Raw genomic sequence first — 25,966 nt, 5'->3', positions numbered from 1 at the left:
AAAGTTCCCACATGAAACTCTCATTCCTCGGTGCCGCAGGCACTGTCACCGGTTCGAAGACGCTCGTCACCCATGAAGGGAAACAGCTGCTTGTCGATTGTGGTCTGTTTCAAGGCTACAAAAATTTGCGCTCGATGAATTGGGAGGAATTTCCCTTCGATCCGAAACAACTCGATGCCGTCGTCCTGACGCATGCCCACCTCGATCATTCCGGGGCCTTGCCGTTGCTCGTCAAGCAGGGTTTTCGTGGTCCGGTATTTGCCACGCCATCCACGATTGAAGTCTGCGGAGTTCTGCTGCCCGACAGCGGAAGGTTGCAGGAAGAAGACGCGGAGTATGCCAACCGCCGCCAGCGGTCTAAACACACACCAGCCCTGCCGCTGTACACCGAAGAGGATGCTTTCCGGGCCTTGCGTCGTCTGGAGCCGTTGCCTTTTGATGCCCCCGCCAGAGGCGTCGCCGGTATGCATCTCCGCCTACGGCCAGCGGGGCATATTCTGGGCGCCGGTTCGGTCGAGGTGACGGCGGGCGAGACCACCATCTTGTTCTCAGGCGACCTGGGCCGCCCGGACGATCTCGTCATGCGGGCGCCTGCGCCTATCGAGCGGGCTGACTATATCGTCGCCGAATCGACGTACGGTGACCGCCTTCATGACGGGGCAGATGCCGAAACTCTGCTGGGCGAGGTGATCAGGCGCACGGCCGCACGGGGAGGTGTCGTAGTAATTCCCGCGTTTGCAGTCGGGCGAGCTCAATCGCTTTTGTATTCGATTTACCGCTTAAAAGAGCGTTCGGAAATCCCTGACATGCCCGTATACCTGAACAGCCCGATGGCAATCGACATGACCGATATCTATCACCGCTATCGCGCCGAGCACCGGCTGTCGCCGGAGGAGTGCATCGGGATGTGTCAGGTCGCGAAAATGGTTCGTACAGTAGAGGAGTCGCGTGCGCTGGTCGCCCAACATTACCCGGCCGTCATCGTGTCGGCAAGTGGCATGGCCACTGGTGGGCGGGTGCTGCATCACCTAAAGGCGCTGGCGCCGGACAGACGAAACACCATTGTGTTCGCCGGATTCCAGGCTGGGGGCACACGCGGCGGCAGGATAGTTGCCGGCGAGAAAAGCATTCGCATTCACGGGGAGGATGTCGCCGTCAATGCCGAAGTGGTGTCTTTGCCAGGCATGTCCGCCCACGCCGACGCGCGCCAGATCGTCGATTGGCTCAAAACTTCTCCGAAGGCACCTCGGGGTGTTTTCCTCAATCATGGCGAACCGGCTCCGGCAGATGCGCTCCGGCAACGCATAGAGCGTGAACTCGGCTGGTCTGTGACCGTCCCGCGGCTGGGCCAGACCTTGGAGATTGCACGATGAACGGAGTTGGATTGCGGCTGCGTCCCCTGGGGATAGACACACACCAGGAATTCGTGATCTACATGCGGCGTGATTGCCACGTCTGCCGCGCTGAAGGGTTCGAAGCGCAAACACGCGTCGAGGTAGACCTGCACGACCGTCGCATCATAGCGACAATCAACGTCGTCGATTCAGATCTTCTGGCGGAGGGGGAGGTCAGTCTTTCAACCAGCGCCTGGAAAGCGTTGAATGCCATTTTGGGAGACATCGTCGGCGTGGCGCATGCGCCGACACTCGACTCTCTGAGTGCCATGCGTGCCAAGATCTACGGCCATCGGCTTGATGCCCCTGCGCTCAAGGCCATCGTGACGGACGTCGCTGCGGGCCGATATTCGGATATGCACATCGCCGCCTTCCTGAGTGCCTGCGCGGGTGGGCGTATGGACCTCCAGGAAACAATCGATCTGACGCGAGCAATGGTTGACGTGGGGGAGCGTATTGATTGGGGGCGAACCCCCATTGCGGACAAGCACTGCATAGGAGGTTTGCCTGGCAACCGGACAACTCCCATCGTGGTTGCCATTGCCGCTGCAGCTGGGCTGACAATGCCAAAGACTTCATCCCGCGCGATCACTTCACCTGCTGGTACCGCCGATGTGATGGAGACGGTGACCCGTGTCGATCTGGATCTACCTGCAATGCGCCGCGTGGTCGAGCGCGAGGGCGGCTGTTTTGTATGGGGAGGGGCGCTGACCCTGAGTCCGGCGGATGACTTGCTGATCCGCGTTGAGCGTCCACTGGACCTTGATAGCGACGCCCAGCTGGTCGCGTCCGTGTTGTCCAAGAAGATTGCCGCCGGGGCGACGCACGCGGTGATCGACATTCCCGTTGGTCCCACCGCCAAGATTCGGACCAATGAAGATGCGCATCGCCTTCAGGTCCTGCTTGAACAGGTAGCTGCTGCACATGGAATCCACTTGCGGGTTGTCCGCACGAACGGTGCACAGCCCGTTGGGCGTGGCGTTGGCCCTGCACTGGAAGCGCATGACGTCCTGGCGGTGTTGCGCGGTGCGGCTGCGGCCCCTGTGGATCTTCGCATGCGGTCGCTGGTGCTGGCGGGAGATCTTTTGGAGTTCTGCGGGCATAGCATTCCAGGCGCTGGCAAATCGGAGGCTTGGCGACTACTTGACAGCGGCGCGGCCTGGGACAAGTTTCAGGCTATCTGCGAGGCGCAAGGTGGGTTGCGCGAGCCCGGTGTCGCCCCTTTGCTTGAAGCGGTGACAGCCGAACGTACCGGCTATGTCTCCGGCATCGACAGTCGACGGCTCGCGCGGGTTGCGAAACTCGCCGGTGCGCCTGGCGCTCCCACTGCCGGGCTCACTTTACATGTGAAGTTGGGCGATCCTGTGCAGCTTGGTCAGCCCTTGTTCACATTGCACGCGGAGGCACCGGGAGAACTGGCCTACGCTAAGCGCTATCTCGCGACGCACCCGATTTTGACACTGGGCGAGGAGGCAAAATCATGAAGCCCGTGGGGATCGCCATGCCTGGCAATGAACGTCTTACCGACGATCTGGCTGCTCATTTTGATTTCGATCGCGGACTTGCAACGGTTCGCCGTTTCCCCGACGGAGAATCCCATGTGAGGGCTGAAACCTCGGTCGAAGGGCGACATGTGTTCATCGTGTGCACGCTTGACCGACCGGATGACAAACTGGTGCCGCTCCTGCTTCTGGCATGCGCCATCCGCGAAGCTGGTGCGGTATCGGTCGGCTTGGTGGCTCCATACCTGGCCTACATGCGTCAGGATCGGCAGTTTCACGCGGGTGAGACGATCAGCGCTCAGCATGTGGCAGCGTGGATCTCACGCCATGTGGACTGGTTGGTCACTGTAGATCCTCATTTGCACCGCATTGCGGAGCTATCGCAGGTTTACAGTATTCCGTCGCGGGTGGCCCATGCGGCAGACGGCGTCGCAAGCTGGGTACGGCTCAATGTAAACCAACCGCTTTTGATTGGGCCTGACGAGGAAAGCGCCCAGTGGGTAAGGGATGTGGCGCAGCGCGCGGAAGTGCCTTTCATCATATTGGCAAAGACCCGGCGAGGCGATCGTGATGTCAAAGTGTCCATCCCTGAGGTTGATCGCTGGCGCTCGCACACGCCAGTGCTGGTGGACGACATCGTTTCGACCGCACGGACCATGATCGAAACCGTTGGCCATCTACGCCGTATCGGTCTGGCCGCACCCGTGTGCGTGGCTGTGCATGCTGTGTTCGCACAAACGGCTTTTGAGGATCTGCATGCGGCCGGTGCGGCTGACATAGTGAGCTGCGACACGATTTCTCACCCGTCCAATCGCATCGCACTGGCCTCCGCCATTGCAGCCAGCGTGCGCGAGTTTCTTCCATGAATCCGAACCAGACTATCCGGGAGGCCGCCATGTCGTTCGTGTTGTCAAAACTGGCTGCACTTTTTGTGCTGCTCATCCTCGCACTTGGGTCGTCCGCCGTTCTGGCACAGGCACGCCTCGAACGCGACGGTGTGGTTCTCTACTGGGGTCTCGTGCCCGCTGCCGTCGTGTCAGAGAAACACGCTTTGGAAGACATGCACGGTGTCGTGCCGCAGGACGGTGGCCAAGTCCATCACCTCGTCGTAGCTCTGTTCACAAGTAGCGGCGCGCGTATCGGGGACGCCGTGGTGCGCGTCCAGCTCAGCGAAACCGGGATTGTCGATGCACCGCCAAAGTACCTGACGCCGATGAGTGTCAACGGCCAAATGACCTACGGCCAGTTGTTCTCGACCGCCAGGAGCGGGCCGTACCGCTTCCGCGTCATGGTCAAGCTGGCCAGCCGAGCCACCGAGATCGAGTTCGCTGTGTCGGCCTGGTCACCTCATCGCGAAGTCCGCTAAGCGATCCGCTCAAGAACCCGTCAGTCAACTTTCGGAGGCCCACAGTGACAAGTAACACATCGTCCCTTGCTTCAGGCCGCGCGTCGGATGCGGCCTCTGCACATTTGACGGCTGTCAGAATCTTCGACCGCTTGATGCGAGGCTACGCTGGATCAGCTTCCCTGCGGCTGTGGAACAACATCCTGCATGCGCCCGGTGATCAGTTGCCATCCTTCACGCTAGTGCTGCGCGATCCCGCCATCCTGCGGCGTCTGATTCTTGAGCGTAGTCCGCTGTTGCTGGCGGATGCCTACTTCCGGGGTGTGATTGATTTCGAGGGTGACCTGTACAGCGCACTCTCACTAAAGACGCATTTCGAGCGCCTGTCCCTTACCTGGCGCGACAAGCTGGCCCTGCTGCGCGATGCCTGGCGCCTGCCCGCCATGACGGATCCCAATCTCAAGCCGGGCGATACCTTGGCTTCCCGGATCGCCCGGCGTTTCTCCCATCGCCACTCGAAAGACAGTGACCGTGCCGCGATCCAGTTTCACTACGACGTCTCCAACGAGTTCTACCGCTTATGGCTAGACGCGGAGCGCGTGTACTCCTGCGCCTATTTCACTAGCCTCGACGAATCGCTGGATCAGGCGCAGCGCAACAAGCTGGAGCATATCTGCCGCAAGCTACGGCTTCAGCCCGGCGAGCGGCTGCTTGACATCGGCTGCGGCTGGGGGGCCCTGGTGTGCTGGGCTGCCAGGCATCATGGGGTGCGGGCCCACGGCATCACGCTTAGCCAGCAGCAGTTCGAGTACGCCCAGCAGCGTATCAAGGCAGACGGGTTGCAGGAACTGGTAACTGTGGAGCTGCGCGACTATCGGGACATGGCCGGCGAAGGCGTCTACGACAAGGTGTCGAGCGTCGGCATGTTCGAGCATGTTGGCTTGAGCAACCTGCCGACCTATCTGTCGACCGTCATGCGCCTGCTGCGTCCTGGCGGACTGTTCCTCAATCACGGCATCACGCACGACGAAGAGGGCTGGAACAAGACGGTGGCCACTGAGTTCATCAACCGCTATGTCTTCCCGGATGGCGAACTCGATTGCGTCAGCAACATTCAACTCGGGATGGAGCGCGCGGGATTCGAAATCCACGATGTTGAGGGTCTGCGGCCGCACTACGCGCTGACGTTGCGCCATTGGGTGCAACGACTGGAGGCCAACCGCGACGCTGCGCTGCGCGAAGTTGGCGAGGCGACCTATCGTGTTTGGCGCTTGTACATGGCAGCCTGCGCGCTGGAGTTCGAGTCTGGTGGAACAGGGATTTACCAAATTCTCGCCTCCAGGCGCAACCTTGGCGAATGCCCGGTTCCACTATCGCGGCGCGACCTCTACGCAGACTGCAATGGCCTAAATTCAGGAGTGAATTGAATGTGCTTTTCCGCCACGGCCAGTTTCACCGCGGGTGCCTTTTTGCTTGGCCTGGGTACGCTGACGCTGCGGTCGGCGCGGTGTCGACGCGAATTGCCGTTCGCCGCAATACCGCTGTTGTTCGCAATCCAGCAGCTGAGCGAGGGTGTGATTTGGCTGACGTTTAGCCACGAGGCGCCCTTGCTCAATACGGTGATGACACATGTGTATTCCTTCTTTTCACATGTGTTGTGGCCAGTCTACGTGCCGGTCGCCGTGTTGCTGATAGAACCACCCGGACGCCGACGGCAAGCGCTTGTCGTTTTTTCCGCCGCTGGCATCGCGGTGGGAGCATACCTGCTTTACTTCCTGGTCGCATTCCCCATCGTCTCGCGGCCCATCGGCCAGCACATCGAGTACGTTTCACCGCATTTCTATGCTGCGGTGGCCATGACGCTGTACCTGATGTCAACCACCGTCAGTCTTTTGTTGTCAACGCATAGAACGGTGAAAACCTACGGAGTCCTTGCGCTGTTGTCCTTTGGCTTGGCCTATTGGTTCTATACAACCTGGTTTATCTCGGTATGGTGCTTCTTTGCCGCGCTGTTGAGCGTTGTCGTTTCTCTTCACTTTCTTTTGCTTAGAGACGGACATCACAAGCCGAAGCGCATGTGCGGGCATCCGGCGTTGGATCGACTATCCGAACGCAGCCCGCCTGATCACTATTCATAGGAGTACAAACACTAGACATGGTGAAGACCCGCATCGTCGTCGGGCACCGTTGCACTGTCAAGCGGTTGGGGAAATCTGCTTGAACTGCTGCTGCGTGGTTGTGAGGGTTGTAGTCAATCTGACTGGCCTTTGCTCTTTGAGACAACAGTTGAATTAAACATTTTGGAGAAAAGAGTATGCGAAAACTATTGGCTGTCCTGACCGCAGCATTGGCGCTGAGCCTAGCGGGCTGTGGGTACAACACATTTCAGACAAATGACGAGCAAGTCAAGGCGAGTTGGTCGGAGGTCGTCAACCAATACCAGCGCCGTGCGGATCTGGTTCCCAATCTCGTCAATACCGTGAAGGGCGAAGCAAAGTTCGAGCAGGACACCCTGGCGAGGGTGATTGATGCGCGTTCAAAGGCTACATCAATCCAGGCTACCCCGGAGCTTGTCAATGACCCCGTGGCATTTCAAAAATTTCAGCAGGCTCAAGGTGAATTGACTGGTGCATTGTCGAGGCTGTTGGCTGTTTCAGAGAACTACCCGAACTTACGGGCCAATCAGGGCTTTCGGGATCTGCAAGCGCAGCTGGAAGGGACCGAGAATCGCATTACGGTTGCGCGCAACCGCTATATAAAATCGGTGCAGGACTACAACGTGACGGTGCGGTCCTTTCCCACCAATCTGACAGCGATGGTGCTCGGCTACAAGCAAAAGTCTAACTTCACCGTCGAGAACGAAAAGGAAATTTCCAAGCCGCCCAGTGTCGGTTTTGACTCCGCACCGGCAAATCCCAAAGTCGGTGCTTCAGGTGTAGCCAGGTGATTGAGAGAAGCGCAGGCAGGGCCTTATTCCTTGCATTCACACTTGGCTGGGCTGCATTCTCTATAGCGCAAGCACCGGTCCCGCCTTTGACTGGGCATGTCATTGATCTAACCGGCACGCTTGCCGCAGAGCAGAAGGCCTCACTGGAGAAAACGTTGACAGCGTTTGAGGCAAGGAAGGGCAGTCAGCTTGCTGTCCTGATAGTCCCGTCATCAGCGCCGGAAGAAATCGAGCAATTTTCCTTGCGGGTTGCTGAGCAATGGAAGCTCGGACGAAAGAAAGTTGATGACGGTGCTATCCTGGTTGTTGCCAAAAACGATCGCACGCTACGTATTGAGGTGGGATATGGCCTGGAAGGGCCGCTCAATGACGCTACCAGCAAACGCATCATCAGCGAAACCATTCTGCCTCGCTTCAGGCAGCAAGACTTCTACGGTGGCATCACGGCCGGGGCCGAGCAGATCATCCGCGTCGTTGACGGTGAGCCCTTGCCGGCACCCATCGGGCAACCTGCCACCAGTACCGGAGACGTCCGGCAGTACGCCCCTATCCTTTTCATTGTCGCTCTCGCAGTGGGCGGCGTGCTGCGGGCGACGCTGGGCAAAGTACCCGGTTCGCTGGTCACAGGTGGGGCAGTTGCAGTAGTTGCCTGGCTTATCGCTGGCGCCTTATCCGTGGCGTTGCTCGCTGGAGTGATCGCGCTGTTCATCACGTTGTTGGGTGGAGGCATGGGCGGGCATGGACACGGCGGGCACTACGGAGGAGTCGGGCGAGGCGGCTTTGGCGGCGGTGGCTTCAGAGGAGGAGGCGGTGGCTTCGGTGGCGGCGGCGCGTCGGGGAGATGGTAATCATGAATATCAAACGCATCTTGACGCATTTGCTGCTCACCGAAGGGCGGGTCAGGCGAGCCTTTCCGCGCAGTACTTTGAGCACTATCGAAAAAGCTATCAAAGCAAGCGAGACCGCACATGTCGGAGAAATCCGATTTGTCGTGGAGGGCGGGCTGGACGGCATGCCGCTGTTTAAGGGGCAGACGGCCAAAGAACGGGCCGTTGAAGTTTTCTCGCAACTCCGCGTTTGGGATACCGAAGACAACAGTGGTTTGCTGATTTACTTGCTGCTCGCTGATCGGGCGGTAGAAATTGTTGCCGACCGCGGGATTCACGCAAAAGTGGGATCACAGGAATGGAGCAAGGTTTGCCGCCAGATGGAAACGGCCTTCAAACAATCGAACTATGAGAGCGGTGCGCTCAAAGGCGTGCAGGCTGTGACGCTGCATCTGGTGGAGAATTTTCCCGCCAATGGTCGCAGTGTTGATGAACTGCCGGACAAGCCGGTAATCCTTTAAGGCTGGTCGATTTCAAATTTAGGAGTGTCATTACTATGCGAAAAAGCTCAATGAAATGGTTGGTCTCAGCTATGCAGATCAGTGCGCTGTTGGCTGCCGGGGCGTCCTACGCCGCGGCGGAGAAGGTCTATGTCGCGGATGAAGAGGGGAACACTGTCAGCGTCATCGACGCGACATCCTTCAAGAGGATCGGCAGCATCCCGGTCGGTCAAGGCCCGCACAACGTCCAGGTCGCGCCTGATGGCAGGCAGGTCTGGGTGACCAACAACGGTGAACCGGCAGAGGCGGTCCACAACATGCCCAAGTCCGAGCATGGCGCAATGGCTGGCAGCGGAGAAATTTGGGCCATTGACACCACCACCGATGCGGTGGCGGCTAAGGTGCCAGTCGGCATGCATCCCGCACACGTGGTCGTGACGCCCGATGGCCGTTTTGCTTACGTCGCAAACGGCGGCGAGAACACCGTTAGCGTGGTGGATATTTCTGCGAAACGGGTTGTTGACACAATTCCGGTCGGCGCCTCCCCACACGGCATGCGGATCAGTTCGGACGGCAAACAAGCCTGGGTCGCCAACCTCAAGGGCGGAACCATCTCGGTCATTGACACGGCGGTACGAAAGGAAACTTTGCAAATCGCTGTCGGCAGGGGTCCCGCGCAGGTGGGTTTTACGCCCGATGGTCGGCTGGGGTTCGTGTCGCTGTCTGGGGAAAACCGGGTCGCCGTGATTGACCCTGTGAGTCGAAAGGTTATCAGCAGGATAGCTGTGGGCACAGTTCCGATTCAGTTGTACGCGACACCTGACAGCCAGCTATTGTTGGTGGCGAATCAGGGAACACGGCAAAACCCAGGTAGCACTGTCAGCATCATTGATCTTCGTAGCTTCAAGGTCGTATCGACGATCAAGACCGGAAAGGGTGCTCACGGCGTGGCAATTGATCGCAAGGGACTCCATGCCTTTGTGACTAACCTTTACGAGGACACAGTCTCCGTTATCGATATCTTGCAGCGCAAGGTGATCGCCACCATCCCTGTCGGCCGTCTGCCCAATGGTGTCAGCGTGACCCCTTGACCATGGTAGGGCTATGCGGCAACAGGGCAGCAATGGCGAGCTAAGGTTTTCAGCATTGAAATTTTATTACTGCAATGACTTCTGTCTCTCCGTTAACTGCAGCGGCTGATCTCCCCAGATTGCAGCCTGTGCAGTTGGGGTGGCTGGCTGCGGCGGTGTTTGTTGTGTCGGCCGGTTATGGGGCGCTCATGCCTCTCTTGCCGGGATGGCTGTCTGAGTTGACGCCAGGTGCGACTGAGGCTGAAATTGCACGCCACGTCGGCTTTCTAAGCGGCACGTACGCTGGCGGCGTACTGGTCGGCGCCCCTCTGTGGGGTGTGATGTCGGACCGCGCCGGGCGGAGCCGGATACTGGTTGTTGGACTCGTTGGCTACGTTGCTAGCCTGCTTCTTTTGCTGGTTCCTACATTTAGCAGCCTGTGGGGAATGTATGTGCTACGCGGTGCAACTGGCTTTTTCGTGGCGGCGGTGGTTCCGGTTGTTGCCGCACTGGTTGCTGAACACACTCCCAGGCAGCAGCGCGCGCGGCGCTTCGCTTGGCTCAGTGCTATGTCGCTACTCGGATTTCTCTTCGGACCTGGGATGGGAGTCATAGCAGACGGGATCGGCGCATTGTTGATTTCAGGGGTGGTTTCCCCCTCGCTCTCGGCACGTCTTGTTATTGTTCTTTCCGCTGTGCTCGGTGCGACCATGATGGCGGGACTCACCGTGACGCTGCCTACGACGCAGCCTGCCAACGCAGCGGCGCAGATAAGTCCGGGTGCTTCCACTGAAGGACGCCATCTCGCGTTGTGGTGGATGAATGGAGTTGTCATGCTCGTGCTCGCGGGTTTTGAGTTGGGGATACTCCTGCAAGGACAGCAACACCCTGGCGTCTCTTCGCGCGAGATCGGATTGATGTTCGCCGAGTGCAGCCTTGTGATGCTTGGTGTCAACGCCCTGCTGTTTTTCACGAATATGCTTGAAAGAGTTCAAAGCAGATGGTTGATCGGCGTAGGGTTGCTTTTTGCGATGGCAGGGCTGCTGGTGCTCGCTCGCCATCGATCAGACATTTGGATGTATGTGGGCATCAGTCTTACAGCCGCTGGAACCGGTTTGGTTCTCCCAGTCATCGCCTACTTGGGCGCGAGTGTTTCGCGACAGATGCTCAGCGTTACGATGGGTGGGCTTGCCGCGGCGGCTAGTTTCGGGCAGACGCTCGGATCGTCCGCCGGCGGATGGATCTTCGGTGCTTTCGCCCGTGACAGCTTCGCATGGCTAGCTCTTCCTTTGGCGGTGATGCTCGTGCTCTTGCTGATGTGCCCGCGATGGTTGTCGGCCGTCTACGCGTCGCCGACCATTCAACCGGCTTTGCCAGAACCGCGTGACTGAGTAATCATGGGGCACACCATGGCAAAACTATTATTAATAGCTGCAACCATATTCGTGGTTAGCGTACCGCTCAATTTTCTGTGGGAGGTGGCGCAGATGCCGCTATATGTGGAGGAAGGTGACTTGTTGGAGTTTGCAGTACATTGCGTCGTCCCCAGCCTAGGGGACGGCCTAATCGTACTGATTATCTTTGGCGTCGGCGTCATTGTGCTGGGCCGGACGGACTGGTTTAGCCAGCCGGGACTCGGCGGTTACGCTCTGATGATCTTTACCGGATTCGCTATTGCCCTGGCTATTGAATGGGGCGCTGTGTATGTCTTAGACCGCTGGAGTTACACGGCGCGCATGCCACGCTTACCAGGCTTGGGTGTCGGCCTTTCGCCAGTGCTGCAAATGCTGGTATTGCCACCCGTCATATTCAAGTTTTCGACATGGTGGCTTGACCGGAAGCAGCGTGACTAAGCCGTTGAGGCGATTCACATTCATATGGGCCTCCGGGTTTGCGTTCATCGTTATTCCGTGGCGGTGGGAGATACCGTGCCTGGCGTAGAGCAATAGAACATTTTCAAACCCCGGAAGGTTCGTGAATTCCAAGCCTTGGCGGCAGTGGTCAGCGCAAAACTGATCTTTACCCTTGTGACACAGCAGGACTAACAACACCGGGTAGAATCCGACCACTATGTTGCGCTTTCGCCACTTGTTGCTTTGCTTGATGATGCTGGCCTTGCCCCTGCAGGGTTTTGCTGCGGCATCCATGCTTTATTGCAGCTCGAGTCCAGGCCACGAGACCGCGCAAAGTCAGATGATCGCCGTCGCACCTCATCTTGCGGATGGCATTGTCTTGCAGCATGAGCCCACACAGGCTGCACTGCTGGTGCAACAGGTCGACAAAGCATCCGACGTCCAATCGCAATTACCGGACGCCACTCACAAGTGCGGCGTATGCGCTTCTTGCTGCAGCGTCGTGGCCATCGCTGATTTGCCCCGTACGGTCGCAATCTCGCCTTCCCCCCATGCTGATCTGGCCGAGCCTTTCGTGCTGATCGATACCGTTCCCTCGCGCCAGCCCGAGAAACCACCTCGCGCCTGACGCGCCTGTAGAGCTGCGGCCGTTCGCGCCGCAGTAGCAGGCACTTTTCATCTGTTCGCCCTCGAAGAATCCCTTGCGGGATGACTTCGTGTTCGCCGCCCTTTGAAAACGCGAGGAATTCATGTTTAAATCTTTGTTGACTAGTTCGCTGGTCCTGCTATCCGCCTTGCCGGCGCTTGCATTAGCACAAGCCGCTCCCGCAAGTGCTCCATCAGCCGCGCCAGCCAATCCGGCGGCGGCATCATCACCCACGCCCCCAGAGTACCGCTCAGCATTCGAAGGCTATCAGCCGTACACCGACGAAAAAACGCTCTCCTGGAAGGAGGCAAATGATCGCGTTGGCAGCATCGGCGGATGGCGCGTATACGCCAAAGAAGCACAAGAGCCCTCGGCCCCAGGCGCCTCAGCTAATCCCGACCCGCATGCCGGGCATTCCAAACAGTGACAGGACGACCCATGAAAAGAATTTTTCGACTGGGCGCACTGACCGCCGCCGTCTTTGTGCTGGCGGGCTGCGCTTCCGTCAACATTGATCAGGCTGTTCAGGACGCCAACGACTCGACTACCACATTTACTGGCGGCAAGCTTGAGCTCAGCCGTACCGCACAACAGCAGCAAGCCAGGACCAAGCTGACCAACGAGCTGCTGGGCAAACCTTTGTCGATGGACGACGCCGTCCAGCTGGCGCTGGCGAACAGTCCGGCTGTGCAGACCTTGCTGGCGCAAAGCTGGTCCGAACTGGCTCAGGCCAACCAGGCAGGGCGGATCAGCAACCCTGTTTTTACGTTTGAACGGATCCGCTTTGCGGATGAGCTGGAACTGGGCCGCTTGCTATCGTTCGGCTTGCTGGACCTGTTGACGCTGCCGCAGCGCCGGATCATTGCGCGCGGGCAAACCGACCAGGCCAAAGTCCAGCTCAGTGCCAATGTGGTCGAGCAGGTCACACAGGTGCGTCAGGGCTGGGTCAGGGCAGTCACCGCTCAGCAGACGCTGCAATACGCTGAACAGGTCAATCGCACCGCGCAAGCGAGCGCCGAGCTGGCCAAACGCATGCAGCAGGTGGGCAATTTCACCAAGCTGCAGCGGACGCGCCAGCAGGCCTTTTACGCGGATGCCACGGCGCAGCTGGCATCCAGCCAGCACGCCGCGACTGCTGCGCGGGAGGAGTTGATCCGTCAATTGGGTTTGACCGACGCCCAGGCCAAAGAGCTGAAGCTCCCCGAGCGCCTGCCCGATCTGCCCAAAGCGCCGCGTCAACCCGAGGTGGTCAATGCCAATGCCATGCAGCAGCGCCTGGATGTGCAGATGGCGCGTAGCCAGCTCGATATCGCTGGCAAGTCACAAGGCCTGAACCTGCTCAACAGCCTGGTGGATGTGGAGTTGGGCATTCGCAGGGACACCGTTTTTGACAATTCGGCCGGCACCAGCACGCCCAGGCGGGGGTTCGAGCTGGGGATCCGGCTGCCGATCTTTGACTGGGGTAGCGCACAACGCGGTGTCATGAACGCCCAGTCCCTGGCCGCCGCCAGCCGCTACGAAAGCACGGTGCGCGGCGCGTCATCACAGCTTCGCGAAAGCTACTCCGCCTACAGGACTGCTTATGACGTTGCCAAGCACTACCGCGACGAAATCGTTCCGCTTCGCAAAACAATGGCTGAAGAAAACATCCTTCGCTACAACGGCATGCTGATCGGCGTCTTCGAATTGCTGGCCGACACGCGAGACCAGATATCCAGCGTGACTGCGGCGATCAACGCCTACCAGCAGTTCTGGCTCGCCGATGCCGCGCTTGCCGCGTCGATGACGGGCAAGCCGACCTCCATGGCCATGGCCGCAGGGGGTGCCACCAGCGGCGGCGCCGAAGCCGGCCACTAGACCTGATCAACTATTTACGGAATTGACATGACAAATCGAAGAAATTTTCTTACAGGTGCAGGGGCAATAACCACCGCTGTCGCTGCCGCGGCCGTCAGCAGGGTCGCCATGGCTGCGCTGCCTGAGCCGGTCCTGCAAACCAAGCCCGACACCATGGCGCCGTTGATGCCCAGCACTGGCCGCCCGTACAACCCCGTTGTGACCTTGAATGGTTGGACGCTGCCCTGGCGCATGAATGCCGGCGTCAAGGAGTTCCATCTGGTGGCCGAACCTGTGGTGCGCGAAATGGCACCGGGCTTCAAGGCCCATCTCTGGGGATACAACGGCCAGTCCCCCGGGCCAACCATCGAGGTGGTCGAAGGCGACCGTGTCCGCATTTTTGTCACCAACAAGCTGCCCGAACACACCAGCATCCATTGGCATGGTCAACGCCTTCCAAACGGTATGGACGGCGTTGCCGGATTGAACCAGCCGGCCATTCCGGTGGGTAAGACGTTTGTGTACGAGTTTGTGGCAAGACGGCCTGGCACGTTCATGTACCACCCGCATGCCGACGAGATGACGCAAATGGCCATGGGAATGATGGGATTCTGGATCACTCATCCCAAGGCCAAGCACCCACTGATTGATGACGTGGACCGGGACTTCGTATTTTTGCTCAATGCCTACGATATCGACCCTGGTGCCTACACGCCGAAAATCATGACCATGCTGGACTTCAACCTGTGGAGTTGGAACAGCCGTATCTTCCCTGGCATCGATCCGCTGGTGGTTCGCAAGAACGACAAGGTCCGGATCCGCATCGGTAATTTGACGATGACCAATCACCCCATGCACTTGCATGGGCACGAGTTCCTTGTGACTGGTACCGACGGCGGGCCGACCCCAAAATCCACCCGCTGGTACGAGGTCACGACCGACGTCGCTGTAGGCCAGATGCGGCAGATCGAGTTCCTGGCCGACGAAGAGGGCGACTGGGCGTTCCATTGCCATAAAAGCCACCACACCATGAACGCCATGGGCCATGACGTCCCAACCATGATCGGCGTCGAGCACCGCGGCATTGCCAAGCAAATCACCAACCTGGTTCCTGACTACATGGTGATGGGCGAGCGCGGCATGGCGGACATGGCCGAAATGGAGATGCCATTGCCAGACAACACCGCGCCCATGATGACCGGAACCGGCCCGTTCGGCTCGGTCGAAATGGGTGGCATGTTCTCAATGGTCAAGGTACGCAAGAACCAGAAAGCAGGTGATTACAAAGATCCGGGATGGTACAAACACCCGCCCGGCGAGGTCGCCTATGAGTGGACGGGCTCACTGCCCAACCCTGCGCGCTTCGCCGCGGAAGGTGGCAAATCGATGCCAGTCCAGAACATGCCCGCCAAGGAAGTTGAAGTCCAGGTTCGCAAGCCCATGGGCAATATGAAGCATTAATTCCGGATACGCCGTATCCACTGACTCTTTCTCTCAATTTTTCATCAAAACTAACTCAAGGAAACTCTATGAAAAAAATCAACATCGCAATCTTTGCCGCTCTGATCGTCGGCGCAAGCACCTTCGCCATGGCGCATGGCGACGAAGCCCACGCTAAAAAAGCAGGTCCCGTCAAAAAAGAACAGAAGGAGTGGGGCATCGCCGGTGATACCAAAAGCGTTACTCGCACGGTGACTTTCACCATGACCGACAACATGCGTTTCAACCCTGACAAACTGGAAGTCAAGCAAGGCGAAACGATCAAGTTCGTCATTAAGAACGGCGGGAAAGTCATGCACGAAATGGTGATTGGCACCAAGAAGGACCTGGACGAGCATGCCGCACTGATGATGAAGTTTCCCGGCATGGAGCACGAGGAGCCCTACATGGCCCACGTCGGCCCCGGCAAGACAGGCGAGATCGTCTGGACCTTTAACAAGCCAGGCACTTTTGACTACGCCTGCCTGATCGCTGGCCACTATCAGGCTGGGATGGTGGGGAAAGTCACTGTGGTGGCCTCCAAGTAATCACCTGAGCCCAAGGCGGAGGCCTCATGAAAAAACGCTCGTTCCTCCAAATTTTTCCGGCATTTGTAGCCGGCGCGCAGCTTGTTCTTAGTGGCGGCACGTTCGCTAAAACCCGCCACATCCTCGAGGTCTGGAAAGACCCGGAGTGCGGCTGCTGCAAAGACTGGGTGAAACACTTGGAAGGCAGCGGCTTTGATGTGCGGGTCCATGACAGTGGCAATTCATCGGCAAGAGTCCGGCTTGGCATTCCTGTCAAGCTAGGCTCATGCCACACCGCGCAGGTCGGCGACTATGCCGTTGAAGGCCATGTACCGGCGCGAGACATTCAGCGTCTGTTGGCGGAACGCCCGAAGGCGATCGGCTTGGCAGTGCCCGGCATGCCTGTGGGCTCCCCGGGCATGGGCGGCTCCATCTATGGAAAGCGCAAAGCCGCTTACGACGTGCTGCTGGTCAAAGCCGATGGCAGCACCAGCATTTTTAAGTCTTACTTTTCAAAATCTCTCACTGTTTCCTGAAAGGAAATTAACCATGAAATTCCTCAAAACCGTTCTGATCCTCGTTGCCCTGTTTGCCGGTGCAGCTCACGCGCAATCGACCATGAACCACGGTAGCGGTGCTATGCCGATGGGTGAAGCAAAGAAAGATGCCGCTGCACCCGAGGCCAGCATGGCCGACGGTGAGGTTCGCAAAGTGGACAAAGAAGCCAAGAAGATCACCCTGAAGCACGGCGAGATCAAAAATCTGGACATGCCAGGCATGACCATGGTGTTCCAAGTCAAGGATCCAGCCATACTGGACAAGGTCAAAGCAGGCGACAAGGTGCGTTTCACCGCGGAGAAGGCCGGCGGCGCCATTGTTGTGACCGACATCCAACCAGCGAAATAGTGGCCATCGATCTGCCGGGCGGATGCACCGGCGGATCCAGCGGAATGTTCTGATGCCACACGAATTTCGTAATTTGCCGAATGTTTCGCACGAAACACTGACCACTGCACTGGTGGCCAGTGCCGTGGCGGCGCTGATGATTTTTGCGCTAATAGGCTATCTGCTGTGGCGCGACAGAAAGAAATTAAAGGCAGGAAAGGCAGCGCGCGGGCACCCGCGCCGGGTTCGAAGGAAGAGGCCGAGGTAGGGTCAAGAAAATCGAGATTGCATTAAATTGGCTTGTGCACTGCAGGCCCTGAAAGGCAGCGAAAGATTTCATCGACGGTTCTGGTGGTCGTTGCCTTTAACGGCAACAGTCTCAGTGCTCGCCATGTTCGGGCACAAATTAGGCTGGTTTGGAATGGGCACACAGAGCTGGGTTGAACTGATGCTGTCGCTGCCCATCGTCAAAGCCCGAACATGTGGACCCTGGTGGGTTTGGAGACGGCGGCCGCTTTTGTGTACCGCGTGGCACGGCACCGCTTGCGCCGGGGCAGTGGCTGGTGTGCGCGGCGATGGCCAGCGTGGTGTTGATCTACAGTGAAATGCAAAAACTGTTCAACCGCCGGTAGGGTCCATAAGGTGCCGACAGGCAACAAATATATCAACCGTTCGCGAAGCAGACGAATACCTGATCCCGGCGTCCGAACAAGAAGGACGGGGCAACACCGAAGGTCCCCCGGAAGGTGCGCGAGAGATGGGACGAGTCGCTGAAGCCGGCCGCGTGCGCAGCCTCGGTCAATGTACTCCCCATCAGCGCCGACTCCACTGCCCGCCACAGCCGCTGCCACAACACATAGCGGCGCAGGGGCATGCCGATCTGTTCGGTGAACTGATGGCTCAGCCAACTCGGCGACATATTCAGCGCAGCAGCGAGAGCAGACAGGCGCAGCGGTTGATCGAGTTGGGTGCGGATCAACGCCAGGCTGTCCACGATGCGCGGGTCGAGTATGCGGCGTTGTTGCGCGGCTTCGACCAGTCCCAACCATGCGAGACAGATCGCATCAGCCTGTTCGACGGAGCCCCCGGTGGCTGCGAGCTGCCGCAGCGCCTCGACGGTAGAAGACTGAGGGGCGGCGGCCCGGATCGCTGTCGCGCCTTGCGATGGTGCTTGCAGCGCCGCGAACTCGGCGCTCTCAGCTTCCACATAGACGATGGCCGTCGACGTGGCGGTGGCGATGAGCTCATGCGGTTCGTCTGGCGGAACGTAGAACCCCTGGTGCTCACCCCACTTCAGATCCTCTCCGGAGCGTAAGCGCAGCGGCCCGTCGAGCCCCACGCAAAGTTGCGCCGCATGATGATGATGCATGCCCGCGTCCATGCCAGGCCCGAGATAGAGCAAGCGGTGCGGCCAGAGATAGAGGCGGATCGTCGGTAGTTCGTTGGTCACTTGTTTGCCAGTTTATTCTAGCCCGGCGGGGCCAAGGGGGCGAGACTGCTGACATATGGAGGCCGTGGGGTTTCCCTACCGCCAACCGGTCAAATCTTTGACGCGAAGCGAAACTCTATGATTTATTCGGAACTCTGGCTCGGAGGATTGGGCGCGGCCCTGGTGCAGGTAGCGGCAGGCGAGTTCGCCGCCGCGGTACACGGCACGCAGACCTCGCCCCTGCGCGCAACCGGCCGTTGGTTGATCGACGTCATTCCGACACCCCTGATCGATCTCGGGGTGGCGCTGTTGCGCCGGGCGGATAAACCTGTCATTGCTGCGACGTTGCTGCTGCTGTCATTGAGTGTGCCGGCGCTGGCCGCGCTCGCCAGCCGCGCGGCGCTCGTCGTGGCGCTCGTGCTACTCGGGGTCATCGGGCTGGTGGCGCTGTGGCGGCGTGACGAACTGAGCCGTGTCGCTGCGTGCGGCATCGGACTCGCAGCGCTTGCCGGTGGGGCCGGCGGCATGTTGTTGTCGCCCACGGGGGTCTTGGCGATTATTTTCGCGCTGGCGCTGGGGGTAGCCGGGTTGCGCGCCGCGGCGCGATCCCGTTCCCAGCGCCATCAGCCGGTGTTGCCGTTGCCGCAGCAGCCTTTGCCGACCGCCTCTTCTGGCGCCACGCTGGCCATTCCCGGCATCTCCCCTTTGTTTACGGCGCCGGAACGGTTCTATGTGACCGACGTGACGTTCCCAACACCCATGGTCGATCGGCACCGTTGGACGCTCACAGTCGTCGGCCTCGTCGACCATCCTCTTTCGCTGACTTACGACCAATTGCTTGCTTTGCCGTCGGTGGAGATCGATGCCGTGCTGATGTGCGTGCATAACCCGGTGGGCGGTCCGTTCATCGGCAACGCCCGCTGGCAGGGCGTGCGGCTTGCCGACCTGCTTGCCAGCGCCGGCGTATCAGAGAACGCCGATCACACTCGTTTGCATTCGGTTGACGGCTTTACCGCCGGCTTCAGCCTGGCGCTGATCGAACAAGGCTACGAACCACTGCTCGCCTACGCGATGAATGGTGTGCCTCTGAGGCGAGCGCACGGTGCACCCTTGCGGTTGCTGGTGCCGGGTATTCACGGCTATGACTCCAACATCAAGTGGCTGCAATCGATCGAGGTGACACGCTTCGAGCACGCAATTGACTATGCGGAGCGCAAGGGCTGGCCGCGCGTGCCGTCGCGCATGGGGCCGCAATGCCGAATCGATGTACCAGTCACCTCGGCGAGCCTGTCGCCAGGTGAGCAGGTGGCCGCTGGTGTGGCCTGGAGTCCACCCCACGGGGTTATGCGGGTCGAATTGCGAGTTGATGGCGGCGCCTGGCAGGTCTGCACACTGGCGGACGCCTTGGGACCACGCGCATGGCGTCATTGGTCCGTCCGCTGGCAGGCCACTTCGGGTCGCCACTTCGTCGAAGCACGAGCCTGGGGGCGTGATGGTGTGCAGAGCGAAACCATCGCTGCGCCATACCCCGGCGGTGCCGGCGGATACCACCGCGTGGAGATCAGCGTCGACGAGCGGCACCCACCACGGTCTCGTCAGTTTGTTTGGTGGCTCGCCGATCATGTGCGCGGCCGCTTGCAACTCGGGCGGTTGGGCCTGCAGGCTTGGCGCCGAGATCGGCCAGGTGCGGCGCCGAAACCCCTCAGCGGAACGACGAATCGGTAGCCGAGGACATGGCCATTTCTGAATCGCTCGGCGACCTGCGCACCCTCGAGATCGAGGACGGCCGCATCGAATATCGCATCCGCGGAGAGGGTCCGGGCCCCGCCGTGGTCTTCCTCCACGGCATCATCGCCAACGCAGATGTCTGGCGCGGAGTCGTCTCGGATCTCGCATCCGATCACCGCTGCGTGGCACCTGACTGGCCACTCGGTGGGCACCGGCTCGGGATGCGTCCCGGCACGGACTTCTCGTTACCCGGGATCGCACGCATGGTCGAGCGATTCCTTGCCGCGGCGGGGCTCGATCAGGTCGTGCTGGTGGCCAACGACACGGGCGGCGCCGTGGCCCAATACGTCGCCGCCGCTCACCCGCAACGGATCGCCGGGCTCGTGCTAACCCCCTGCGACGCATTCGACAACTTCCCCCCGCCGCCGATCCGGCATCTGCGTCTCTTCGGGCGCACTCCTTGGGGCCTGTGGCTACTGGCCCAGACACTGCGCTGGCGCTTTGTGCAACGGCTGCCGATCGCGTTTGGGCGGCTGACCGAGCGACCTATTCCCGCTGCCATCATGCGTTCGTACACAGGTCCGCTGCGGGACTACGCGAGCACACGGCGCGACTTCGCGGCGCTGGTCCGGCAGATCCACCCACGCTACACAATCGACGTGGCACCGCGCTTGGCGAGCTACCGCCGGCCCGTGCTCCTGGCGTGGGCTCGGGAGCGGCGACGTTTCTTTCCGCTCGATCACGCGCATCGGCTGGCGGCGATCTTTCCGGATGCCAGAGTCGAGATCATCGAGGATTCGGGGCCGTTCGTGACGGAGGACCAACCCGCTGCCGTGGCGGCTGCGATTCGCAAGTTCGTGGCCGGGCAGGTTCCTCATCGCGCAGAGATTACCGCACCGTCCTGAGGTCGCTAGATCTGCGGCGCCGCATGCCGCATTTCGGCAAGCATTTCCGGCTCGTCCACCCATCCAAACCACCGGTTCATCTGGAGTTTGAGGCTCACGTCCGGGTATGTCGCGCAGGAGTTCGTAACTCCAGGTGAGCGCAAGGTCAGCAAGGGTGATCCCGGGCTGTCATGAAATTCGATATGCGTGCTTATACCTACGAAGATTCCGCTATGTGGTTCGTCACCAGGTTGTATCAGGGACAAACCACTAACTTTCGCCCCCTGGGCGAAGGCTTTGCGCCGGTGTATAGCGGATCCGTGGTGGGTGGCATCGGCACCGCTTCCAGCTCTGGCGCCTGTGTTTCGTATTGCTCATCCACCGGGGCAACGACACAGCTGATATGTCATCCAGAGATATCGCCTCCCAAACGCGGGGTGGTGTGCGGTCATCAACCGGACCTCAAAGTGCCGGCGGGTAACCAGCTTCGGTCAATGCCTCGACGAAATCCGACCGGTCTTCGGTCGATTCGATCTTGACCATTTTGGTGTTTATGTTGACATCCACCTTGGAGTTGGGATCGACGAGCTTGGCGGTCTTGGCGACGGTACTGGCGCAATGGCCGCAGCTCATATCTGGCAGGTTGAATTCAAGCATGGGAGGCTCCTCAAAATTGGAATGCCTAAATTTAGACCTTGCCACCGTGGCAAGGTCTAAATGTTTCGTCACATATCCACATGCAGGACAGGGAATCAACTTCTTCCGGCTTGACCCTTCCATGGTGGGAAGGTTCAGAATTTCCCTCATCGCCGCCATGCCGGCCTAAAAGCAGATGAGGAACACCGTGAACACAGCAACATCACTTCAACCCAGCGCGCCAGGCCAAATCGACTGGACCTTGCCAGTCGAGGGCATGACTTGCGCGTCCTGCGTCGGTCGCGTCGAGAAAGCTCTGTCGGCCATTCCGGGTGTTAGTGAGGCGAACGTGAACTTGGCAACCGAGGCGGCCACCGTCCGGGCCGATCAGGGCGTGGCCTTGAATGCGTTGCGCGCAGCCGTCGAGAAGGCCGGATATACGGTGGGCGAACAAACGGTGCAGTTGAGTATCGAGGGCATGACCTGCGCGTCCTGCGTTGCTCGCGTCGAAAAAGCCCTGCTCAAAGTGCCCGGCGTGACCTCCGCCCAAGTCAATCTGGCCACCGAAACCGCCGAGGTTAAGCTTGCGAGCCGTGATCTGGACGTTAGCGCGCTGACTGCGGCGGTGGCCAAGGCCGGCTATGCCGCGCGCGCGATCGCCGAGGAGAAGAGACAGGGGGAGGCGGTCAAGGGTGGCAACGATTGGTGGCCGGTGGCTGTCGCAGCCGTGCTGTCGATTCCGCTGGTCATCCCGATGGTCGCCATGCTGTTCGGCATCGAATGGATGCTTCCTGGCTGGGTGCAATTTGCCTTGGCAACGCCAGTGCAGTTCTGGCTGGGCGCCCGGTTTTACCGCTCTGGCTGGAAAGCACTCAAAGCGCGTGCCGGCAACATGGATCTGCTGGTGGCCCTTGGGACCTCAGCTGGTTACGGTCTGAGCGTGTACCAATTGCTGGTTCACGGTGACCATGGAATGGCACACCTCTACTTTGAGGCCTCAGCAGTAGTGATCACCTTGGTGTTGCTCGGCAAATGGCTGGAAACTCGCGCTAAACGCCAGACGACCGAAGCCATTCGCGCGCTCAATGCGTTGCGGCCGGAAACGGCCCGAGTACGCCGGGACGGACAGGATCACGAAATGCCGATCAGTCAGGTGCTCAAGGACGATCTTGTGGTTATTCGGCCGGGCGAACGTGTACCGGTGGACGGCGTGGTGGTCGAAGGGGCCAGCCAGATCGATGAATCCCTGATTACTGGCGAAAGCCTGCCGGTGGCCAAACACGAGGGTGACAAAGTCACCGGAGGCTCCGTGAATTCGGAAGGCTTGCTGTTGGTAAAAACCACTGCCATTGGCGCCGAATCGACCTTGGCGCGCATCGTGCGGCTGGTCGAATCCGCCCAGGCGAAGAAAGCGCCTATCCAACGGTTGGTCGACAGGGTCAGCGAGGTCTTTGTGCCGGTTGTGATTGGCATTTCGCTAGTCACCTTACTTGGCTGGGGCCTCACCACGGGCAACTGGGAAAACGCCATCCTGAACGCTGTAGCGGTGCTGGTGATTGCCTGCCCCTGTGCTCTTGGCCTAGCGACACCCACGGCAATCATGGCCGGCACCGGGGTTGCCGCCCAGCATGGAATTTTGATCAAGGACGCCGAAGCGCTCGAGATCGCGCATGGCGTCAAAGTGGTTGCGTTCGACAAAACAGGCACGCTTACCGAAGGCAAACCAGAGTTGGTAGCAGCCGATGCTGTCGACGGCAATCGCCTGGCTTTTCTTGCCGCAAGTGCCTCCATCCAGGCGGGGAGCGAACACCCCCTAGCGCGGGCCGTTATGGATGCCGCTGTACAAGAGGGTGCCCAGCTGACATCGGCGGCCAAAGTTCGCGCTATTGCCGGCCGCGGCATGGCGGCCGTGGTGGCGCAGCGTGACCTGCGCCTCGGCAGTACACGTTTCATGGATGAACTGGGAGTGGGCTTGGGGCCCTTATCGGGGCGTGCCTCCGAGCTCCAGGCCCAGGGCAGGACGGTGTCATGGGTAGCTGATATCACAGACCAGCCTGTTCTGTTGGGCCTGCTGGCATTCGGCGACACGGTCAAACCGACGGCGGCGCTGGCCATCGCCAAGCTCCACGAGCAGGGTGTCAGGTCCGTACTGGTGACGGGCGATAACCGCGGCAGCGCCCAAGCAGTGGGCAAGCTGCTAGGAATTGATGAAATCCGTGCCGAAGTGCTGCCGGAAGACAAAGCCCGCATCGTGGGGGAACTCAAAGCCGGGGGCATCATCGTCGCCATGGTGGGGGATGGCATCAACGACGCGCCCGCCCTGGCAGCTGCGGACGTCGGAATCGCCATGTCCACGGGAACAGATGTCGCGATGCATGCTGCGGGCGTGACGCTCATGCGCGGCAACCCGGCCCTGGTAGCTGATGCAATCGACATCTCGCGCCGTACCTACGCGAAAATCCGGCAGAACTTGTTTTGGGCGTTTATCTACAACGTAGTGGGCGTGCCGCTGGCAGCCTTTGGTCTTCTGAGCCCGATCATTGCCGGAGCAGCCATGGCTTTTAGCAGCGTCAGCGTGGTGACGAATGCCTTGATGCTGCGCCGCTGGAAAGGAAGCAACACATGAACTAATCGAATATGGGGGGCGATTCAACATTGGCGAAGCCGCTCGTCAATCCGATGTCTCCGCAAAAATGGTGCGGCATTACGAGTCACTGGGCCTTCTGCCCAGTGTGGACCGCACAGATTCCGGGTATCGCCAGTACACCGACAAAGAGGTTCATACGCTTCGCTTTATAAAGCGTTCCAGGGACTTGGGATTCAGCATGGCAGAGATTTCCGAGCTGCTCACACTTTGGCAAAACCGACGACGTTCAAGCAGCGATGTTAGGAAGATCGCGCTCAAGCATGTGGCTGATCTCAACGAGAGGATGTCAGAGATGGAAGCGATGAAACGGGCCTTGGAGGCCCTAATTCATTGTTGTCATGGCGACCACCGGCCTGACTGCCCAATCCTTGACCAGTTGGGTCAAGTTCAAAAAGTCCCCACCAGTGTCAAGACTCGCCGTAGTGACTGACACATCGCAGGATTGGGGACCGAATATTACTTTTACTCGCTCCTGTGCGGGTGCTTTGCGAGGAATTTGTCAAACTGGGCTATTTATTTTTTCTGGTCAGAAATGATTTTCTTAGCCATTCTTAGCATTTCAGGATCTTTACCGCTGCGCAAATGAGCCTCCGCCATGTCGATGGCGCCTTGGTGGTGCATCCGCATCATCATGGCAAAGTCCGCGTCGGCATTGCCGGTCATTTTCATCGCTGCCATCTTGTCGTTGTTGTCCTTCATCATGGCCTTCATGTCCATGCTACCTTGCATTGGAGCAGAGGCCGCGGGTGTTCCTTGCATCCCTGACATGGCGCCACCGGCCGCTCCGGACGACTGTGCATGAACGACAGGCGAAACAAGAGTTGCAGCCAAGATCGCTGCGCCGAGACCGCAGTTATTTAAAAGAGTGAACTTTGAAATCATGATTTTTCCTTTTATTGAATTGGTTAAGCCATCGTCGCCATGTTCCGGCACTCTTGGGCGCATGCACGGCAGGCCCGCGCGCAGGCCTGACAATGGTTCATGTCATGCTTGGCGCACTCGTCACCGCAGTCTTGGCAGACGTCTGCGCACGCTTTGCAGAACGTGTTGGCGTTTTCGCTGCCTCGTGCCATAGCTGAGGCCACCATCGAACATATCTGCGCGCAATCCGTGTCCAGCGCGATGCACCGGGCCATCATTTTGACGTCAGGCTCCTACAGGCATGAAGCGGCACAGTGATTCCAGACAATGACGCATGCGTTACACGCCTCAATGCATGCGGCATAAACTTGATGTGGCATAGCGATCTCCAGAACGAGCGTATGGGCTGGAATTATTTTCACATGCTCATTCGGAGCTCCCTCATGCTCTGTAGTCCAAAGCCGCTAGCTACAGGAATCCCGACGGACGGCCTGGCTCGTTTCAGGCCTGGCTCAATCAACTTGCAACAGCTTTCGATTCAATGCAGCCCTAATCACGCACAACGCACCAACAAAAATCATGCCGTCCGCCAGATTGAACGCTGGCCAGTGCATGCCCATCCAATGGAAATCTAGAAAATCGACAACCTCTCCGCGGACAAGTCGGTCGACAACATTTCCAAGCGCGCCGCCGAGGATCAGGCAATAAGCGGTTGCCTCTATGGGAGGCGGCTTTCGCTGGAGTTCACACATCAGCCAGACTGAAACACCCAACGCCAATGCACTAAGACCATAACGCTGCCAGCCCCCCGCGTTTGCGAGAAAACTGAACGCCGCGCCGGGGTTGGTGACATGGACGAGATTGAAAAAAGCGGTGAAGGGCACTTGCTCTCCATAGGCGAGGACTTGAGTGATCGCCAATTTCGACGCCTGGTCAAGCACTACCAAAATGCTGGCATAACTTTTCCAAT

26 protein-coding genes and 2 pseudogenes are annotated in these 25,966 nt (G+C 59.3%); 23 read left to right on the top strand and 5 right to left on the bottom strand.

What is annotated here, in order from left to right; all coding sequences use genetic code 11:
* Positions 1–11 precede the first annotated feature (11 nt).
* The 19 genes from PSV40_RS03150 to PSV40_RS03060 all read left to right on the top strand — a co-directional run bounded on the left by PSV40_RS03150 (position 12) and on the right by PSV40_RS03060 (position 16,832).
* Positions 12–1,373 (top strand): MBL fold metallo-hydrolase, encoded by a 1,362-nt coding sequence (locus tag PSV40_RS03150; RefSeq protein WP_300534064.1) that lies wholly within the window; start codon positions 12–14, stop codon positions 1,371–1,373.
* Positions 1,370–2,878, top strand: coding sequence for a thymidine phosphorylase family protein (locus PSV40_RS03145; protein ID WP_300534061.1), 1,509 nt, complete (start codon positions 1,370–1,372; stop codon positions 2,876–2,878). The genes PSV40_RS03150 and PSV40_RS03145 overlap by 4 nt, the downstream gene beginning before the upstream one ends.
* Positions 2,875–3,762 carry a ribose-phosphate pyrophosphokinase gene (locus PSV40_RS03140; RefSeq protein WP_300534059.1) on the top strand — a complete coding sequence of 296 codons (888 nt, stop codon included), beginning with the start codon at positions 2,875–2,877 and terminating at the stop codon, positions 3,760–3,762. The genes PSV40_RS03145 and PSV40_RS03140 overlap by 4 nt, the downstream gene beginning before the upstream one ends.
* Positions 3,759–4,262, top strand: a complete 504-nt coding sequence (locus tag PSV40_RS03135; protein WP_300534057.1) for a hypothetical protein — start codon at positions 3,759–3,761, stop codon at positions 4,260–4,262. Before PSV40_RS03140 ends, PSV40_RS03135 begins: the two co-directional genes overlap by 4 nt.
* 134 nt (positions 4,263–4,396) lie before the next feature.
* A complete protein-coding gene (locus PSV40_RS03130) occupies positions 4,397–5,668 on the top strand; it encodes a cyclopropane-fatty-acyl-phospholipid synthase family protein (protein WP_300534133.1) in 1,272 nt (423 codons plus the stop codon).
* Positions 5,669–6,379 (top strand): DUF6629 family protein, encoded by a 711-nt coding sequence (locus tag PSV40_RS03125; RefSeq protein WP_300534055.1) that lies wholly within the window; start codon positions 5,669–5,671, stop codon positions 6,377–6,379. It begins immediately after the preceding gene.
* A gap of 176 nt (positions 6,380–6,555) precedes the next feature.
* The gene (locus PSV40_RS03120; RefSeq protein WP_300534052.1) at positions 6,556–7,188 is read left to right on the top strand and encodes a LemA family protein; all 633 of its coding nucleotides are present in this window, start codon (positions 6,556–6,558) and stop codon (positions 7,186–7,188) included.
* Positions 7,188–8,036: a YgcG family protein gene (locus tag PSV40_RS03115; protein WP_300534132.1), complete on the top strand. Its 849-nt coding sequence runs from the start codon at positions 7,188–7,190 to the stop codon at positions 8,034–8,036. The genes PSV40_RS03120 and PSV40_RS03115 overlap by 1 nt, the downstream gene beginning before the upstream one ends.
* Before the next feature lie 2 nt (positions 8,037–8,038).
* A complete protein-coding gene (locus tag PSV40_RS03110) occupies positions 8,039–8,536 on the top strand; it encodes a TPM domain-containing protein (RefSeq protein ID WP_300534049.1) in 498 nt (165 codons plus the stop codon).
* Positions 8,537–8,538: 2 nt separating this feature from the next.
* Entirely contained in the window at positions 8,539–9,606 is a 1,068-nt protein-coding gene (locus PSV40_RS03105; protein ID WP_300534129.1) for a cytochrome D1 domain-containing protein, read from the top strand.
* 74 nt (positions 9,607–9,680) lie between these two features.
* Positions 9,681–10,976 carry an MFS transporter gene (locus PSV40_RS03100; RefSeq protein ID WP_300534047.1) on the top strand — a complete coding sequence of 432 codons (1,296 nt, stop codon included), beginning with the start codon at positions 9,681–9,683 and terminating at the stop codon, positions 10,974–10,976.
* 18 nt (positions 10,977–10,994) lie between these two features.
* Positions 10,995–11,438 (top strand): hypothetical protein, encoded by a 444-nt coding sequence (locus PSV40_RS03095; protein ID WP_300534045.1) that lies wholly within the window; start codon positions 10,995–10,997, stop codon positions 11,436–11,438.
* 217 nt (positions 11,439–11,655) lie between these two features.
* Positions 11,656–12,066 carry a hypothetical protein gene (locus PSV40_RS03090; protein ID WP_293595786.1) on the top strand — a complete coding sequence of 137 codons (411 nt, stop codon included), beginning with the start codon at positions 11,656–11,658 and terminating at the stop codon, positions 12,064–12,066.
* Between the two features lie 121 nt (positions 12,067–12,187).
* Positions 12,188–12,511 (top strand): hypothetical protein, encoded by a 324-nt coding sequence (locus PSV40_RS03085; protein ID WP_300534042.1) that lies wholly within the window; start codon positions 12,188–12,190, stop codon positions 12,509–12,511.
* A gap of 11 nt (positions 12,512–12,522) precedes the next feature.
* The gene (locus PSV40_RS03080) at positions 12,523–13,941 is read left to right on the top strand and encodes a TolC family protein (RefSeq protein WP_300534039.1); all 1,419 of its coding nucleotides are present in this window, start codon (positions 12,523–12,525) and stop codon (positions 13,939–13,941) included.
* Between the two features lie 27 nt (positions 13,942–13,968).
* Positions 13,969–15,381, top strand: a complete 1,413-nt coding sequence (locus PSV40_RS03075) for a copper oxidase (protein WP_300534036.1) — start codon at positions 13,969–13,971, stop codon at positions 15,379–15,381.
* Between the two features lie 68 nt (positions 15,382–15,449).
* Positions 15,450–15,947 (top strand): cupredoxin family protein, encoded by a 498-nt coding sequence (locus PSV40_RS03070; protein ID WP_300534034.1) that lies wholly within the window; start codon positions 15,450–15,452, stop codon positions 15,945–15,947.
* 26 nt (positions 15,948–15,973) lie between these two features.
* Positions 15,974–16,462: a DUF411 domain-containing protein gene (locus tag PSV40_RS03065; RefSeq protein ID WP_300534031.1), complete on the top strand. Its 489-nt coding sequence runs from the start codon at positions 15,974–15,976 to the stop codon at positions 16,460–16,462.
* 13 nt (positions 16,463–16,475) lie between these two features.
* Positions 16,476–16,832, top strand: coding sequence for a copper-binding protein (locus PSV40_RS03060; RefSeq protein WP_300534029.1), 357 nt, complete (start codon positions 16,476–16,478; stop codon positions 16,830–16,832).
* Positions 16,833–17,475: 643 nt separating this feature from the next.
* On the opposite strand, the gene PSV40_RS03050 is transcribed toward PSV40_RS03060, so the two are convergent.
* On the bottom strand, positions 17,476–18,261 hold the full coding sequence (locus PSV40_RS03050) for an AraC family transcriptional regulator (protein WP_300534026.1): 786 nt from the start codon (positions 18,259–18,261) through the stop codon (positions 17,476–17,478).
* A gap of 117 nt (positions 18,262–18,378) precedes the next feature.
* On the opposite strand from PSV40_RS03050, the gene PSV40_RS03045 reads away from it, so the two are divergent.
* Together PSV40_RS03045 and PSV40_RS03040 are read left to right on the top strand one after the other, a co-directional pair.
* Entirely contained in the window at positions 18,379–19,965 is a 1,587-nt protein-coding gene (locus PSV40_RS03045) for a molybdopterin-dependent oxidoreductase (protein WP_300534023.1), read from the top strand.
* An 8-nt stretch (positions 19,966–19,973) separates the two neighbouring features.
* Positions 19,974–20,873: an alpha/beta hydrolase gene (locus PSV40_RS03040; RefSeq protein WP_300534020.1), complete on the top strand. Its 900-nt coding sequence runs from the start codon at positions 19,974–19,976 to the stop codon at positions 20,871–20,873.
* Positions 20,874–21,314: 441 nt separating this feature from the next.
* Here PSV40_RS03040 and PSV40_RS03035 read toward each other — a convergent pair whose 3' ends face one another.
* Complete coding sequence (locus PSV40_RS03035) at positions 21,315–21,509, bottom strand: heavy-metal-associated domain-containing protein (protein WP_300534018.1); 195 nt, start codon at positions 21,507–21,509, stop codon at positions 21,315–21,317.
* Between the two features lie 175 nt (positions 21,510–21,684).
* Here PSV40_RS03035 and PSV40_RS03030 point away from each other — a divergent pair, with 175 nt between their 5' ends.
* Positions 21,685–24,114, top strand: a complete 2,430-nt coding sequence (locus PSV40_RS03030; RefSeq protein ID WP_300534015.1) for a heavy metal translocating P-type ATPase — start codon at positions 21,685–21,687, stop codon at positions 24,112–24,114.
* A 4-nt stretch (positions 24,115–24,118) separates the two neighbouring features.
* Positions 24,119–24,565, top strand: coding sequence for a Cu(I)-responsive transcriptional regulator (cueR, locus tag PSV40_RS03025; RefSeq protein ID WP_300534126.1), 447 nt, complete (start codon positions 24,119–24,121; stop codon positions 24,563–24,565).
* Between the two features lie 83 nt (positions 24,566–24,648).
* Here cueR and PSV40_RS03020 read toward each other — a convergent pair whose 3' ends face one another.
* From PSV40_RS03020 to lspA, 3 genes and pseudogenes are all read right to left on the bottom strand, one after another.
* Positions 24,649–25,017, bottom strand: coding sequence for a DUF305 domain-containing protein (locus PSV40_RS03020; protein WP_300534013.1), 369 nt, complete (start codon positions 25,015–25,017; stop codon positions 24,649–24,651).
* Between the two features lie 23 nt (positions 25,018–25,040).
* Positions 25,041–25,376 (bottom strand): annotated as a pseudogene (locus PSV40_RS03015) (four-helix bundle copper-binding protein).
* A 132-nt stretch (positions 25,377–25,508) separates the two neighbouring features.
* A pseudogene (lspA, locus tag PSV40_RS03010) lies at positions 25,509–25,964 on the bottom strand (signal peptidase II); the annotation flags it as partial.
* Between the last annotated feature and the right edge of the window lie 2 nt (positions 25,965–25,966).

This window comes from Polaromonas sp. (assembly GCF_029945925.1).
Lineage (GTDB): Bacteria > Pseudomonadota > Gammaproteobacteria > Burkholderiales > Burkholderiaceae_C > Polaromonas.
This window is presented reverse-complemented; position numbering and strand designations above follow the sequence as displayed.